Consider the following 14733-nt stretch of genomic DNA (forward strand, 5'->3'; position numbering starts at 1 on the left):
GTACCGGGCTTCGCCACCTGCGTCATGCAGGCACCACCGCCACCTGCCCGAGCAGATGGCGCGCCACGGTTTCCCCCTCAGCAACACTGCCTTCGCTGAGGCGGTGCCCCACGACGGGCGCCCAGACCGCTTGCACATCCTCCGGCAGCACATAGTCACGCCCTGCCAGCAGTGCCCAGCCACGCGCAGCACTGGCCAGCGCCAGCACCCCGCGCGTCGAGAGACCATAGGCCACTTCCGGCGAGCTGCGCGTCGCCGCCACCAGCGCCTGCAGATAATCCAGCAGCGGGTCTGACAGACGCACACGGTCCACGGCGGCCTGCCACTCCTTGAGCACCGAGACAGGCAACAAGGGTCGCAGCGCCTCGATATGCTGACGCCCGGCATTGCCCTTGAGAATCTCGCGCTCGGCAGCGGGTTCCGGGTAGCCCAATGACAGCCGCATCAGAAAGCGGTCCAGCTGGGATTCCGGCAACGGGAAGGTGCCGGATTGCTGGAGCGGATTCTGGGTCGCGATCACGAAGAACGGTTCTGGCAGGCGACGGGTCTCGCCCTCCACCGTGACCTGACGCTCTTCCATCGCCTCCAGCAACGCGCTCTGCGTCTTGGGCGTGGCACGGTTGATCTCGTCCGCCAGCACCAGCGAGTGGAATACCGGGCCGGGGTGAAAGCGGAAGTTGCCCTCACGCGGATCAAATACCGACACGCCCAGAATGTCAGCCGGCAATAGATCACTGGTGAACTGCACCCGCTGCATGTCCGCACCGATCAGACGTGCCAGGCCCTGGGCGAGCGTCGTCTTGCCCAGCCCGGGCAAATCCTCGACCAGGACATGACCACGACACAGCAGACAACAAAGCGCCAGACGGATCTGGCGCGGCTTGCCCGCCAGCACCGTCGACAGTGCGGCTTCCACCTCTTCCAGCTGCTGTGGCGATACCTTGGCATTCATGCAAAGACTCCAGAACAAAGTGGGGAGGAGGAGATGCAGCCATCACGATGGGCAGCACACGTCAGATGACGCTGGGCCAGCAGCGTTGCTGCGCAGCCTCGATATGGAAAAGCGAAGATCATCAGCTCAGGCCTTGCTCAGAAAGCCATCACGGATCAGACGTTCAAGGGCCATACGGCTATCAGGCGTTGAAGGATGCAACGCAAGCGCATCGGCAGGCGTGACCCAGAAGGCATCTGCCACTTCTTCGGCTTGCAGCGTCAACGGGCCATCGTAATGCACCAGATATGCACTGCCGAAGACATGGTTGGTCGCGTCGGTGTAGCAGAAATCGAAACAATGCTTGAGCGGTGCACCACGCACGCCAATCTCTTCCTCCAGCTCGCGTCGGGCAGCCACCTGCACGGCCTCACCGGCTCCGACAACCCCCCCGCTGGCGAGATCGAAATAGCCGGGGAACACTTCCTTGCTCAGGGTACGCTTCTGGATGCACAGCTCACCGCGGCCATTGAGCACGAAGGCATAGGTCGCACGGTGCCAATAGCGGTAGCGTCGCATCAAGCGACGTGGTGCCGTGCCGCAAGGGCGATTCTGCGCATCGACCAGCTGAATGATTTCGTCCTGGATCACCGTTCCCTTTTCCTTGCCTGTCCTTGAATCACTTCGATAGCCACCTGCGACGACCAACACCGCCGGATGGTATCGACCAATGCGTCCCACGGTAGCAGAATGCGACGAAGCTGCCTTCAACTGCGGCCCGGACTCCTGCCTTCACTCCTTGGCAACAGGCAACGCCCCTCATTCGTGCAAACCACCTAAAACAGAACTCTCTGCAATAGCCTCTGCACTAGCCTCTACACTAGAGGCGATTGCCGTCAGAAAACACCACACTGGCATGATGGACCGCTCCCAGGGTCATTCTCTTTACACACCGCCACAGGAGATGCGCACAGCATGAGGCAACCTCGCCAGGGACATGGCGCGCCGCGACGCACCGGACAGATATCGGCTGGCCTGACTGCCCTTCGCATCATCGCCACCACCGCCAGCAGATGGCTGGCGACGCTAGCCCTGCTCTCCCTTGCCACCATTCACGCCTCGGCGCAGGAAGCCCCATCCGCCATCGCCCATGTCGAGCAAGCCTTCGCGCTGCCGACGCCACCGGGTGCCACGACCGGGGCCGTCTACCTGACACTGTCGATCGCAAAGGGCGATGCCGTACTGACAGGTGCCAGTACGCCGATGGCCGCCACAGTCGAATTGCACAGCATGCAACTCACGCAAGAGCGCATGCAGATGCACAGAATCAAGCAACTGGCGATTTCCTCTGACGCGCCGCTGGCGATGGCTCCCGGCGGCGGTCCCCATCTGATGTTGATCGGCCTGTCTCAGCCACTCACTGCAGGCGACAAGCTGCCGCTGACACTGCATTTCCTGGCGAGACCTGACACGAGCCTTGAGGTCTCGATCAAGGAGTACGCCGAGATGATGCCGCTCAGCGATTAACGGCACCGTGCATACGCCTCTATCGACAAACGCCTCACAACCCGCAAGACGCGCATGCAAAACGGCCCTGACACAAGGTGCCAGGGCCGTTTTCTCAATGTGTTGTTTCAATACGCCGCCATCTGCAGCTGTCATCGACTTGCAGCTGTCACCCAAGGGTTATCTCACCTTTCTCTCTACCAGATGACGAATCACCAGATCCCCAGCAGGCTGACAGGCTATCTCAAAGCCCCCAGACCACCCGCAACGCCAGCCCCAGCAAGACCACGCCCGTCAGACGATTGATCCACATCGCGCGCGCCTGCAACCAGGGCAGCACCCGCGAGTGCGACAGCACCAGTGCCACCAGCACATACCATAGGCCGTCGATGCCCATGGCCGTCACGACGACCAGCCACTTGCCCATCTCGCTTATCTCCGGCGTGATCAACTGACTGAGCAGCGCCACGAAGAACAGGATCAACTTGGGGTTGGCCAGCGCCACCATGAAACCATCGCGTATCGCCATGGAGCGGGACGTCGTGACGGCCTGCGCCTCCAGCGCTCCACCGCGGCCTGCCCGCAGCGCCTTGAGCCCCAACCAGGCCAGATAGACTGCACCCAGCAGCATGATCGCATGGAAGGCCCCCGGATAATGAATGATCAAGGCGCCGAGCCCCCAGGCAGTCAGCGCGGCGTACAACCCGACTCCCAGCGCATGACTGATACCGGCGGCGACCCCCGCACTCCTGCCGCCGCCCAGGGTATGGCGCAGCACCATCGCCAGACTCGGTCCGGGCGACATCGCCCCCATCGCGCATAGCGCAACCAGTGACAACCACAGATTCAGCGGCATCCAATGCATGAAGGTCATTCCATGTTCCAGTCAATGGGTGAAAGCGACACAGCACCGGCCTCGGACATACACCTGGGGGATCACCTGACAGTAGCCCGGCGCTCGCGATGGGGCCCACCCTACCCATCCTGCGTTGCTCAAGGGATGAGAGCATCGGGCACATACGGCTCCCATCAAGTCTTCGGGCAGGCGCGATCGAGTGTATCAAGCGCCATACTGATGCGGCAGCAGGCCATATGGACGACCTGAACATGCCCCTCACGATAGATGTCACACGGGCTGGACAGTCCGCCCTCGAAAGCGGCCGTCGTGCATGGATTTATATGAGAACATAATAAAGTACAGGATCTTACACATTTGAAAACTTGTGCAACAAATCAGGAGTTGTACAAGTTTATGATAACCAGTAACGTCTCTACCGCTGCTAAGGAAGAGCGGCTGGTTCAGCGTAGTGACAGGCCAAGTGCACAGGAAGTGCAGCCAGGGACAGGCCCTGTCAGAGGATGACGCGCAGGCTTGGGGACTTCGCTCCCGGCCAGGAAGATTCGTAAGCCTGAGCGGGTAGGTTTACGAATCTTCATGACTGGCAGCCTGCGAGCTCAGGGAAAGAGATCACTACGCTGAATGGCACCGAATTCAGTCAGTTTCTGAAAGGTGTCCAAGATTTTTCGGGTCAGCAGCGCCCGATCGCTGCTCAGGAAGAGCGGCAGGTTCAGCGTAGTGACGGGCCAAGTGCACAGGAAGTGCAGCCAGGGACAGGCCCTGTCAGAGGATGACGCGCAAGCATGGGAAGCTTCACTCCCCAGCCAGCAAGATCCATGAGTCTGAGCGATTGATTCATGGGCCATGATGACTGGCGGGTTTGCGCACTCAAGGAAAGAGACCGCTACGCTGCACCTCACCAGATTCAGTCAATTGCTGAGAAGGAGAGGAGACATGGAAGGGAAAGCTAAAGCCGCACTGTGTTGTCCGGCATGCTCCGGCCTGAAGATGGAGTATCAGTACCACACTCCATCAGCCGACCACCTGGTGCACTGCCAGGATTGCCATGAATACGTCGGCAAGTGGTTCACCCTGCGCCAGGAACTTGCGATCCAGAACACCCGCATCGCGCTCCTCGATCCCTCCCTCGCCAGCAACAGCCTCTATCGACGCGTAAAGAGCATTCCACATCAGGCCTAAGTCGCCGTCTGAATGCACGAGACACAGGAAAGCCCCGACATTCGATCGGGGCTTTCCTGTGTCTGGCCCCCTGCGGTCACGTACAGCGCACAGACAAGCAGCAGCTATCGCTATCGCCAGCGCCAAGACAGGCGAGGCGTGATGAGATTAGAAAAAGCTGGTATTCGGGGCAGAGACTGAGCGAGCGAAGAACCACAAGGAAGATGAATCGGTGGGAGCCAGAAACGCAAAAAGCCGCTCGAAAGCGACTTTTTCAATTCTGGTGCCGGTGGTCGGACTCGAACCGACACGCCTATTAAGCGGCGGATTTTGAATCCGCTGCGTCTACCAATTCCGCCACACCGGCAACGGAGCGAAATTATACGGGACATTGCGCCAAGGTCAACGAGTTTTGGCGTCAGATCAGACACATGGAGCGCTTCCTCACACCCCACGCCGCAATGGACTGAGGCGTGTCGCCCGCAAACGGGTCTTCGCGTGGACGATGGCATTGGGTATCATGAGCGACCTTTTTCGTCTGCCCAGACAGCCAAGGCCTCGAGAGTGTCGCACCGGACTGCCCCACCCGTAGAAAGGGAGTCATGCGCTCGCGACGAGAGCGCCAGTGTCTCAGGGCGGCATCTCCCCATTGTGCATGTACGCATGCCACGGAGCGCACCACGCGCCTCGTGCTATCAGAGTGTCAGGTTGGCCATGTCACGTATCGATTCCGGTGATGCCTCGGGCGTTGCCACACCTTCCGACGCGCGCCCGATGCAGCGCAGCGATTACGATTTCAGCCTGCCGGATGAGCTGATTGCTCGCTACCCGTCAGAGCAACGCAGCGATTGCCGCCTGCTGCATCTGGATGGCAAGAGCGGCGAGATCGTGCACCGCCGCTTCCCGGATCTGCTCGAGCAGCTGGAACCCGGCGATGTCGTGGTCTTCAACGATACCCGCGTGATCCCCGCGCGCCTGCATGGCCAGAAAGCCTCCGGCGGCAAGATCGAGATGTTGCTGGAGCGTCCGCTGGACGCCCATCGTGGCCTGGCGCACATCCGCTCCAGCAAGTCACCGAAGCCTGGCACCGAGCTGATCTTCGAAGGCGGCATCACGGCCGTGGTCGAAGGTCGTCAGGAGGCGCTGTTCGAGCTGCGCTTCCACGGCGAGACGCCGATGATCGAGCTGCTCAACCAGCACGGCCACATGCCGCTGCCGCCCTATATTACCCGCGACGACGAGCTATCGGATCGCGAGCGCTATCAGACGGTCTACGCCAAGCGTGATGGTGCCGTGGCCGCGCCGACGGCGGGCCTGCACTTCGATGAGCCGATCATGGCCGCCATGGCCGAGAAAGGCATCGAGACCGCCTTCGTCACCCTGCATGTGGGTGCCGGCACCTTCCAGCCGGTGCGTGTCGACAGCATTCTCGAGCACCACATGCACAGCGAATGGATCGAGGTCGGTCAGGAAGCCTGCGACAAGATCGCCCGTGCCCGTGCCGCCGGCCGTCGTGTGGTCGCCGTCGGCACCACCAGCGTGCGCTGCCTCGAAAGTGCTGCCAAGGCCCATGGTGGTGAGCTGGCACCCTACTCCGGTGACACCGACATCTTCATCTACCCCGGTTATGAATGGCAGGTGGTGGATCTTCTGATCACCAACTTCCATCTGCCGGAATCGACCCTGCTGATGCTGGTCTCGGCCTTCGCCGGCTACCAGCACACCATGGCGGCCTATCAGGCGGCGGTGGAAGAGCGCTACCAGTTCTTCAGCTATGGCGATGCCATGTTGCTGGAACGCGCCTGACTCCCCTTTTCTGACATGGCCCCGGCATTCGCCGAGGGCCGTGTCATGCGCAGTTAACGCGCCCCGCGCTATGCTGCGGCATAGCGACTTAGTAGCTTGATGACATAGTGGCATCGACACACCAGCTGCGGCCTGTTTCGCCGCCAAGCAAAGAGAGCACCATGCGTAAAGAATGCTTCATGAGCTTTGAAAAGCTCGCGACCGATGGCCGTGCACGTCGTGGCCGCATGACCTTCCCGCGCGGCACCGTGGAAACTCCGGCCTTCATGCCGGTGGGCACCTACGGCACCGTCAAGGGCATGACGCCGGAATCCATCAAGGACATCGGCGCCGAGATCATCCTCGGCAACACCTTCCACCTGTGGCTGCGCCCGGGCACCGAAGTCATCGAAGCCCATGGCGACCTGCATGACTTCGCGCAGTGGGACAAGCCGATCCTGACCGATTCCGGCGGTTTCCAGGTCTTCTCGCTCGGCAAGACGCGCAAGATCACCGAACAGGGCGTTCACTTCCGCTCACCGGTCGATGGCTCCAAGGTCTTCATGGGCCCGGAAGAATCGATGGCGGTGCAGCGCTCGCTGGGCTCCGACATCGTGATGATCTTCGATGAGTGCACGCCGTACCCGGCCACCCATGATGAAGCGCGCAAGTCGATGGAGATGTCCCTGCGCTGGGCGCAGCGCTCCTACGACGCGCATGGCGACTCGCCGTCGGCGCTGTTCGGCATCATCCAGGGCGGCATGTATCCGGACCTGCGCGAGAAGTCCCTCGAGGGCCTCAAGAAGATCGATTTTGACGGCTACGCCATCGGCGGCCTGTCCGTGGGCGAGCCCAAGGACGAGATGATCAAGGTGCTCGACTACCTTCCCGAGTGGATGCCGGACGACAAGCCGCGCTATCTGATGGGCGTCGGCAAGCCGGAAGACCTCGTCGAAGGCGTGCGGCGTGGCGTCGACATGTTCGATTGCGTGATGCCGACCCGCAACGCGCGCAACGGCCACCTGTTCACCCCGACGGGCACCGTCAAGATCCGCAACGCCGTCCACAAGCGTGACACCTCACCGCTGGACCCGGACTGCGATTGCTACACCTGCACCAATTTCTCGCGCGGCTATCTGCATCACCTTGATCGCTGTGGAGAAATGCTCGGCTCGATGCTCAACACCATCCACAATCTGCGCTACTACCAGACCGTGATGGCTGGTTTGCGCGGTGCAATTGAAGCGGGTACATTGCAGGACTTCGTGGAACAGTTCTATGCCGCGCGCGGCCTGCCGGTGCCGCCGCTGGCCGACTGATCGAGGCGAATGACGACCGGGGGCCAAATCCTCCGGTCGTCTTGATATTCGACTCGAGCCAGACGTGAAGAAGAGCCTGAATCACGCTCATTGCATAACAACAGTTCACTCGTAACCTCTGGAGATACACATGCTGGAATTCCTGATTCCTGCCGCACACGCGGAAGCCGAAGCGGCTGTCGCCGGCGGCGGCGCCATCGGCCAGATCGTCATGCTGGTCGGCTTCGTGGTCATTTTCTATTTCCTGCTGTGGCGTCCGCAGTCCAAGCGCGCCAAGGAACACAAGAACCTGATCAGCAATCTGGCCAAGGGTGACGAAGTCGTCATCGGTGGTGGCCTGGTTGGCCGCATCACCAAGGTCAGCGAGCAGTTCATCACCATGGAGCTGAACGAAGGCAACGAAGTCAACGTGCAGAAGTCTGCCGTGGCTGCAGTCCTGCCGAAGGGCACCATCAAGTCCATCTGATCCCTCCTGCTGCCGGCCCCTGTGCCGGCAGCATGCTTTTTCTCTCCCGCTCCACCAAGGACAGGGCTGCCATGCTCAACCGCTATCCGCTTTGGAAGTACCTGGTGATCTGCCTGGTACTTGCCGTCGGCGTGATCTACGCATTGCCGAATCTCTACCCCGAAGACCCGGCTGTGCAGATCAGTGCCGCCAGCGGCGCCGAGGCCATCGACCAGCAAGACCTCGATCGCGCCACCAGTGCCCTCGAAAACGCCGGCATCACGCCCAAATCCGGGGAACTCAACGGTTCCACCGGCCTGATTCGCCTTACCAGCAACGACCAGCAGCTGCGCGCCAAGGAACTGATCAGCGAGACGCTCGGCGATGACGCCATCGTCGCGCTGAACCTGGCCGATGCCACGCCGTCGTGGCTGGCCAGCCTCGGTGCCTCACCGATGAAGCTGGGCCTTGACCTGCGTGGCGGTGTCCACTTCCAGCTGGAAGTCGACATGGACGCCGCGGTCAAGCAGCGCCTGGAAGTCAACGCCAGCGCCATCAAGGAAACCCTGCGCGAGGAGCGTATCCGCTACCGCGGCAGCGAAGTCGACGACGGTACCCTGAGCCTGACGTTCTCCGATGAGGAAGACCGCTCGCAGGCGCGCTCACTGATCTCGCGCGACTTCCAGAACTTCGAATACGACGAGCGCGATGTCGAGCGTGGGGCCGTACTGGACCTCACCCTGACCGCCGCCGCCGTCAAGGAGATTCAGGATTACGCGGTCAATCAGAACCTGACCACGATCCGCAATCGCGTCAACGAGCTGGGCGTGTCCGAGCCGCTGGTTCAGCGCCAGGGCCCGAACCGCATCGTGGTCGAGCTGCCGGGCGTGCAGGACACGGCCGCCGCCAAGCGCGTACTGGGCGCCACCGCCAACCTCGAATTCCGTCTCGAAGCGGCCAGCGACACGCCGGCCAGCGAGATGGAGAGCTTCGCGTTCCGCAACCAGCCGAGCCGCACCGCCAATATCATGAAGGACGTGATCATCAGCGGTGACAGCGTCTCCAGCGCCAGCACCAGCTTCGATGAAAGTGGCCGCCCGCAGGTCAACATCAACCTGGACGGCACCGGTGGCTCGATCATGAACCGCGTCACGCGTGCCGCGATCGGCCGCAACATGGCGGTACTGTTCATCGAGCACAAGACCCGCACTCGCACCGTGATGGAAGACGGCGAGAAGGTCGAGAAGCGCATCCCTTACACCGAGAAGGGACTGATCAGTCTGGCGACCATCCAGAGTGCGCTGGGCAACAGCTTCCGCATTACTGGCCTCGACTCGCCGACGGAAGCCAAGGAGCTCTCGCTGCTGCTGCGTTCCGGCTCTCTGGCCGCGCCGATCTACTTCGTGCAGGAACGCACCATCGGTCCGAGCCTGGGTGCCGAGAACATCTCGCGCGGCATTCTGTCCGTCGAGCTGGGCCTGCTGCTGGTCGTGCTGTTCATGCTGGCGCGCTACAAGGCCTTCGGTGTCGTCGCCAACGTGGCCCTGACCGCCAACCTGGCGATCCTGATTGCCGCGATGTCGATGCTGGGCGCCACCCTGACCCTGCCGGGTATCGCCGGTATCGTGCTGACGCTGGGCATGGCGGTGGATGCCAACGTGCTGATCTTCGAGCGTATCCGCGAGGAAATGCGCTCCAAAATGCCGCTGCATCAAGCGGTGCATACCGGCTTCGAGCGCGCCTTCACCTCCATCGTCGATGCCAACATCACCACCCTGCTGGTCGCGGTGATCCTGTTCTCCATCGGCAGTGGCCCGGTCAAGGGCTTCGCGGTCACGCTGTCCATCGGCATTCTGACGTCGATGTTCACGGCGATCATGGTCTCGCGCGGCATCATCAATCTTGCCATTGGCGGCAAGACACTCAAGAAACTCTGGATCTGAGGGGCCATCGTGATGCGACAGTTTGACTTCATGAGCAAGCGGCGCGCGGCCTTCATCGTCTCCATCGTGCTGACGATCGTGGCCATTGGCGCCCTTGTGATTCATGGCCTGAACCTGGGCCTCGACTTTACCGGCGGCACCCTAGTGGAAGTGAAATACCAGGCAGCACCGGCGCTGGACAGCGTGCGCCAGACACTGGAAGCCGCCGGCTACAAGGATGTCTCGGTCCAGACCTTCGGTGCCAGCAACGAGATTCTGGTGCGTCTGCAGCAGAGCTTCGAAGCCGGTATCGGCAATGACATCGTGGCGCATCTTCAGGCCACCGGTGACAGCGTCAACCTGATCCGCGCCGAGTTCGTCGGCGCCCAGGTCGGTGATCAGCTGCGTGACCAGTCCGGTCTCGGCATGCTGCTCGCCCTGGCCGTGGTGATGGTCTACGTGGCCTTCCGCTTCCAGTACAAGTTCGCCCTCGGCGCACTCATCTCGCTGGGTCACGACGTCATCATCCTGCTGGGCATCTTCGCCCTGTTCGGACTCGACTTCGACCTGACGGTACTGGCCGCGGTGCTGGCCGTGATCGGCTACTCACTGAACGACACCATCATCGTCTACGACCGCATTCGCGAGAACATCCGCAAATCGCGTACCGATGACATGCCGTCGATCTTCAATGACGCCATCAACGCGACGCTGTCACGCACGCTGTCCACCTCCGGCACCACCTTGCTCGTGTTGCTGGCGCTGTACTTCCTCGGCGGTGACATGATCCACAACTTCGCCATCGCACTGATCATCGGTGTGGTCGCGGGCACCTTCTCGTCCATCTACGTGGCAGCGGCGCTGTTGCTGGTGGTCGGCCTGAAGCGTGTGGATCTGATCCCCCCGCCCAAGGAGCAGTTCGAGGACGGCGCGCCGTAAACGCCTCCGCTCGTTAAGCCCGGCACGGATCGCCAGGCACAAAAAAACCCCACCTCATGCGAGGTGGGGTTTTTTTCGTTCTCCAGACGGCTCGTTGCTGACAGAGCCATCAGATCATACCGTCTTGCCAAGTGCAGTCTTACAGGTGCGGCTGCATGGTCTGCGCCAGCGCCTTGTACAGACGTGCGCCAGCGGCCATCAGGGTGCCTTCGGCAACCACGACCGGCGTGCCGTCGGCACTGCCTGCCAGTGCGCCACATTCCTTCAGGAACAGGCTGACGATCTCGCTGTCACCGGCATCCAGACCCAGCACATAGACGGCATCGACGCGGCCAGAGGCCAGCTCGAGCACGTCCAGCAGCGCACAACCGCTGGTGCGCAGCATCTCGACCTGCGGGCCGACCTGCTGAACGATGGAGAGGTAGGTCGGCAGGTGACGCGGACGCTGCCAGCTTTCCGGCAGACCCATCGCCAGACGCGCACCTTCGATGGAGGTGGCGTTGGTCACGCGGATACGGTGACCGGAGTGCTGGGCACCACGGCCACGGCTGACGATGTACTCTTCGTCAGTGAACGGCGCGATGACCACCGCGTGCTCGGCACGGCCCTTGAACAGGCAGACCACGGACAGCGCGAAGCCGGAGGCCGCGGATGCCAGGTTGGAGTAACCGTGCACCGGCTCGATGCGCCAGTGGTAGTCAGAACCCTGACCTTCACCATCGCGATGGTCGGTATAACGGCCGGAGAGACCGTGTTGCGGATAACCGCGCTCCAGCTGACGCACGATGTGCGCTTCGGCGCGACGTGCAGTGTCTGCGATGAAGGTGTCGAGATCGTTGTCGCCACGGGCGACTTCGATACGTTCACGAGCACGGACGAACTGCTCTGCGGCACCGCGTGCAGCACGCAGCGCAAATTGGACCATCGGATGCATGATCAAGGCCTTGACGAGTCGGGAGCTGTTAAAGAACGGGTGCCACGGCGCGTGAGACATCAGCGCGGCGCAACACGAATCGAGCGAAACTGGGTGTAATCAGATCAGGTGGTCATGTAGCCCGTACAGGAATCCTGATACGGCGCGGGGCACGCTGCATAGTGCAATGTATGCAGGCTGCCAGCCGCCACAGCACGCGGCGCCAACGAGGGCGAACACATGTTGCGACATGACGGGACGGCGTAGTCTATCAGAGCTCGGCTCGAGCTGCCATCGCGACACGCGACCTTCGCCGTAGAGAGACGGCGGGATCACGCCACGGCTGACTGCTCCCTGCGCTGGCTTCATGCTAGGATATCGGGTTCTGGCGCACGTCTCGCCCAGCCCGGTGACCGGGCCGCGTCGATTGCCCTGCCCTTCAATCGCTATCCTGGAAGTCCTCATGCTTGAACGTCTGCGCATTGTCCTGATTGGCACCAGCCATCCCGGCAACATTGGTGGTGCAGCCCGCGCCATGCTCAATATGGGCCTGGCCGATCTCGCACTGGTCGCGCCGCGATGTCAGGTGCAATGCCAGGAATCCGCCTCACGCGCCTCGGGTGCCGATGCACTCGTCGCCAGCGCCTCGGTGCACGAGACCCTGGAAGAGGCCGTGGCGGATTGCAGTCTGGTGGTCGGCTGCAGCGCACGTTCGCGCAACCTGCCGTGGCCGATGATCACGCCGCGCGCCTTCGGTGCCACCCTGGCCGATGAAGCCCGCCTGCCGGATGCCCGCGTGGCCATCGTCTTCGGCCGCGAGGATTCCGGGCTCTCCAATGAAGAGCTGCAGCGCTGCCACCGTCACGTGCACATCCCGACCAATCCAGATTTCAGCTCGCTGAATCTGGCCGCGGCGGTACAGGTGCTGGCCTATGAGTGCCGCCAGGCGTGGCTGGCCGACCAGGAAGCCGCCGGCGAGACGCCGCGTGCCGAGGATGCCCAGCCGTTCGGTATCGACTGGGATAGCCCGCTGGCCAGCCATGCCGACCTCGAGCGCCTGTTCGAGCATCTCGAGAAGACACTGATCAGCGTCGACTTCCTCGATCCGGAACAGCCGCGCCAGCTGATGGCACGCCTGCGTCGCCTTTATCTGCGCGCGCGTCCGGACAGCATGGAAATCAACATTCTGCGCGGCATTCTTTCCGCGGTGGACAAGCAGGTTCGCCTGGCACAAGCCGACACGGCCAACCGCACCTCCTGAGGACACGCCATGTTCACTCGACTGCGTGAAGACATCGATAGCGTGTTTGCCCGTGATCCGGCGGCGCGCAACTTCTTTGAAGTCCTGACCAACTATCCGGGCCTGCATGCCCTGGTGGCCCATCGCATCAATCACTGGCTATGGCGCCACAATGCCAAATGGCTGGCGCGCACCGGCTCGACCCTGATGCGCTGGCTGACCGGCATCGAGATCCACCCGGGGGCGACCATCGGCCGCCGCTTCTTCATCGACCACGGCATGGGCGTCGTGATCGGCGAAACCGCCCTGATCGGTGATGACGTGACCCTCTATCACGGCGTCACTCTCGGCGGCACCACCTGGAACGCTGGTAAGCGCCACCCGACTCTCGGCGATGGCGTCATCGTCGGTGCCGGTGCCAAGATTCTCGGCCCGTTCACCGTCGGCGCCGGTGCCAAGGTCGGCTCCAACGCCGTGGTCACGCGTGAAGTGCCTGCCGGCGCCACCGTCGTCGGCATTCCCGGCAAGATCGTCAAGCGCGCCGAGCCGGATGTGGCGGAGGAGCCGTCGGTCGACCCGGAAAGCCGCGAGGCCATGAAGGAGAAGTTCGGCTTCGATGCCTACGGCATGGGCCAGGACATGCCCGATCCGGTCGCGCGCTCCATGCACGCGATGCTCGATCACATGCATGCCGTGGACAAGCGCATCGAACAGATGTGCGGCACGCTGCGCAAGCTGGATGCCAGCTATCGCGCCGGGCGCCTGCCCGAGCTCGACGACGCCGACTTTGCCCAGCTGATCGATGAGCTGGGGCCCTGCGGTGGCGAGACGACCGTCGCTGACGTGGCCGCGGCCCAAGGCAGCACCTCACCCAAGGCCCGCGCCGCTGCATCCAGCGCATCGCAGGGCACTGCACCGGATGACCAGCCGCGCTCCGAGCAGACCTCGCCCCAGCAGGCGCCGACTGAGCAGCCGCCGACTGAGCAGGCAAGCGATACGCAGGAGCCCGCCGAACGTCAGCATGGCTAAAGTTGACCAATTCAGTCGGGATTGACCCCGCCAGACCACCCCACCATAATGGGGCTCATTGATACGCCGTCTCGCCAGAGGCGGCGACTGTGCCCGGCCTCGTCCTCAACGTCGCAGGCTCCATCTGCTCACGGACTCTGTCATGCGCCTGACCACCAAGGGACGCTACGCCGTCACCGCGATGCTCGATCTGGCCCTGCATGCCAGTTGCGGCCCGACCTGTCTGGCCGATATTTCCGTACGCCAGGGCATCTCGCTGTCGTACCTGGAGCAACTGTTTGCGCGTCTGCGACGTGCCGGTCTGGTCAAGAGCGTGCGTGGCCCCGGTGGCGGTTATCTGCTGGACACCGAACTCGAGACCACCTCGGTGGCGTGCATCATCGACGCCGTCAACGAGTCAGTCGATGCTACACGCTGTCAGGGAATGTCGGACTGTCAGGCCGGCGACACCTGCCTGACGCACCATCTGTGGTGTGATCTGTCCGACGAGATCCACGGCTTTCTCGACGGCATCAGCCTGGCCGACCTGGTCGCGCGCGAAGAGATTCGCCAGATTGCCAGTCGTCAGCGCAAGGCGTGCGAGCCGACACCGATCACCGTCATGCAAGGCAGCTGAGCGGCGTTTGCCAGCCAGGCTGAGCACGGCCAACCGAGGCGATGCTCGCCGCGCCCCGCCGCCCCCGAGAT

Annotated in this window: 14 protein-coding genes and 1 tRNA gene; 10 read left to right on the top strand and 5 right to left on the bottom strand. The window is 62.4% G+C overall.

What is annotated here, in order from left to right:
* Window positions 1–22: 22 nt before the first annotated feature.
* Both F8A90_RS14540 and F8A90_RS14545 read right to left on the bottom strand, forming a co-directional pair.
* The gene (locus F8A90_RS14540; protein WP_200017630.1) at window positions 23–952 is read right to left on the bottom strand and encodes an AAA family ATPase; all 930 of its coding nucleotides are present in this window, start codon (window positions 950–952) and stop codon (window positions 23–25) included.
* Window positions 953–1078: 126 nt separating this feature from the next.
* Complete coding sequence (locus F8A90_RS14545) at window positions 1079–1582, bottom strand: NUDIX hydrolase (protein ID WP_233593349.1); 504 nt, start codon at window positions 1580–1582, stop codon at window positions 1079–1081.
* Window positions 1583–1906: 324 nt separating this feature from the next.
* Between F8A90_RS14545 and F8A90_RS14550 the strand changes: the two genes are divergently transcribed.
* The gene (locus F8A90_RS14550) at window positions 1907–2458 is read left to right on the top strand and encodes a copper chaperone PCu(A)C (RefSeq protein ID WP_200017632.1); all 552 of its coding nucleotides are present in this window, start codon (window positions 1907–1909) and stop codon (window positions 2456–2458) included.
* Between the two features lie 223 nt (window positions 2459–2681).
* Here the strand turns inward: F8A90_RS14550 and F8A90_RS14555 are convergent, their stop codons facing one another.
* Window positions 2682–3293 (bottom strand): LysE family translocator, encoded by a 612-nt coding sequence (locus F8A90_RS14555; RefSeq protein ID WP_200020062.1) that lies wholly within the window; start codon window positions 3291–3293, stop codon window positions 2682–2684.
* A gap of 936 nt (window positions 3294–4229) precedes the next feature.
* On the opposite strand from F8A90_RS14555, the gene F8A90_RS14560 reads away from it, so the two are divergent.
* The gene (locus F8A90_RS14560) at window positions 4230–4475 is read left to right on the top strand and encodes a hypothetical protein (RefSeq protein ID WP_200017634.1); all 246 of its coding nucleotides are present in this window, start codon (window positions 4230–4232) and stop codon (window positions 4473–4475) included.
* 260 nt (window positions 4476–4735) lie between these two features.
* Here the strand turns inward: F8A90_RS14560 and F8A90_RS14565 are convergent.
* A tRNA-Leu gene (locus F8A90_RS14565) sits at window positions 4736–4821 on the bottom strand.
* A gap of 407 nt (window positions 4822–5228) precedes the next feature.
* On the opposite strand from F8A90_RS14565, the gene queA reads away from it, so the two are divergent.
* The 5 genes from queA (at window position 5229) to secF (ending at window position 10864) form a co-directional block, all read left to right on the top strand.
* The gene (gene queA / locus F8A90_RS14570; RefSeq protein WP_166020229.1) at window positions 5229–6260 is read left to right on the top strand and encodes a tRNA preQ1(34) S-adenosylmethionine ribosyltransferase-isomerase QueA; all 1032 of its coding nucleotides are present in this window, start codon (window positions 5229–5231) and stop codon (window positions 6258–6260) included.
* 179 nt (window positions 6261–6439) lie between these two features.
* Window positions 6440–7558, top strand: coding sequence for a tRNA guanosine(34) transglycosylase Tgt (gene tgt, locus F8A90_RS14575; protein WP_442778870.1), 1119 nt, complete (start codon window positions 6440–6442; stop codon window positions 7556–7558).
* 130 nt (window positions 7559–7688) lie between these two features.
* Complete coding sequence (gene yajC / locus F8A90_RS14580; protein ID WP_153636512.1) at window positions 7689–8024, top strand: preprotein translocase subunit YajC; 336 nt, start codon at window positions 7689–7691, stop codon at window positions 8022–8024.
* Window positions 8025–8095: 71 nt separating this feature from the next.
* A complete protein-coding gene (gene secD / locus F8A90_RS14585; protein ID WP_200020063.1) occupies window positions 8096–9946 on the top strand; it encodes a protein translocase subunit SecD in 1851 nt (616 codons plus the stop codon).
* Window positions 9947–9958: 12 nt separating this feature from the next.
* Entirely contained in the window at window positions 9959–10864 is a 906-nt protein-coding gene (gene secF / locus F8A90_RS14590) for a protein translocase subunit SecF (protein ID WP_107336021.1), read from the top strand.
* Between the two features lie 139 nt (window positions 10865–11003).
* Here secF and F8A90_RS14595 read toward each other — a convergent pair whose 3' ends face one another.
* Window positions 11004–11798, bottom strand: a complete 795-nt coding sequence (locus F8A90_RS14595; RefSeq protein ID WP_043333816.1) for an inositol monophosphatase family protein — start codon at window positions 11796–11798, stop codon at window positions 11004–11006.
* 442 nt (window positions 11799–12240) lie between these two features.
* On the opposite strand from F8A90_RS14595, the gene F8A90_RS14600 reads away from it, so the two are divergent.
* From F8A90_RS14600 to F8A90_RS14610, 3 genes are all read left to right on the top strand, one after another.
* On the top strand, window positions 12241–13038 hold the full coding sequence (locus tag F8A90_RS14600; protein ID WP_166020119.1) for an RNA methyltransferase: 798 nt from the start codon (window positions 12241–12243) through the stop codon (window positions 13036–13038).
* Window positions 13039–13047: 9 nt separating this feature from the next.
* Window positions 13048–14046, top strand: a complete 999-nt coding sequence (gene cysE / locus F8A90_RS14605) for a serine O-acetyltransferase (protein WP_233593350.1) — start codon at window positions 13048–13050, stop codon at window positions 14044–14046.
* A 142-nt stretch (window positions 14047–14188) separates the two neighbouring features.
* On the top strand, window positions 14189–14662 hold the full coding sequence (locus F8A90_RS14610) for a Fe-S cluster assembly transcription factor (RefSeq protein WP_043333815.1): 474 nt from the start codon (window positions 14189–14191) through the stop codon (window positions 14660–14662).
* Window positions 14663–14733: the final 71 nt, after the last annotated feature.

Origin of the sequence: Cobetia sp. cqz5-12 (assembly GCF_016495405.1) — a bacterium.
In the GTDB taxonomy this organism is placed as follows: Bacteria; Pseudomonadota; Gammaproteobacteria; order Pseudomonadales; family Halomonadaceae; genus Cobetia.

Coding starts and splice junctions, on each gene's coding strand:
- F8A90_RS14550 (WP_200017632.1), top strand. CDS start 1,907: ATGAGGCAACCTCGCCAGGGACATGGCGCGCCGCGACGCACCGGACAG.
- secD (WP_200020063.1), top strand. CDS start 8,096: ATGCTCAACCGCTATCCGCTTTGGAAGTACCTGGTGATCTGCCTGGTA.
- F8A90_RS14610 (WP_043333815.1), top strand. CDS start 14,189: ATGCGCCTGACCACCAAGGGACGCTACGCCGTCACCGCGATGCTCGAT.
- tgt (WP_442778870.1), top strand. CDS start 6,440: ATGAGCTTTGAAAAGCTCGCGACCGATGGCCGTGCACGTCGTGGCCGC.
- secF (WP_107336021.1), top strand. CDS start 9,959: ATGCGACAGTTTGACTTCATGAGCAAGCGGCGCGCGGCCTTCATCGTC.
- queA (WP_166020229.1), top strand. CDS start 5,229: ATGCAGCGCAGCGATTACGATTTCAGCCTGCCGGATGAGCTGATTGCT.
- F8A90_RS14560 (WP_200017634.1), top strand. CDS start 4,230: ATGGAAGGGAAAGCTAAAGCCGCACTGTGTTGTCCGGCATGCTCCGGC.
- F8A90_RS14555 (WP_200020062.1), bottom strand. CDS start 3,293: ATGCCGCTGAATCTGTGGTTGTCACTGGTTGCGCTATGCGCGATGGGG.
- yajC (WP_153636512.1), top strand. CDS start 7,689: ATGCTGGAATTCCTGATTCCTGCCGCACACGCGGAAGCCGAAGCGGCT.
- F8A90_RS14595 (WP_043333816.1), bottom strand. CDS start 11,798: ATGCATCCGATGGTCCAATTTGCGCTGCGTGCTGCACGCGGTGCCGCA.
- F8A90_RS14540 (WP_200017630.1), bottom strand. CDS start 952: ATGAATGCCAAGGTATCGCCACAGCAGCTGGAAGAGGTGGAAGCCGCA.
- F8A90_RS14600 (WP_166020119.1), top strand. CDS start 12,241: ATGCTTGAACGTCTGCGCATTGTCCTGATTGGCACCAGCCATCCCGGC.
- cysE (WP_233593350.1), top strand. CDS start 13,048: ATGTTCACTCGACTGCGTGAAGACATCGATAGCGTGTTTGCCCGTGAT.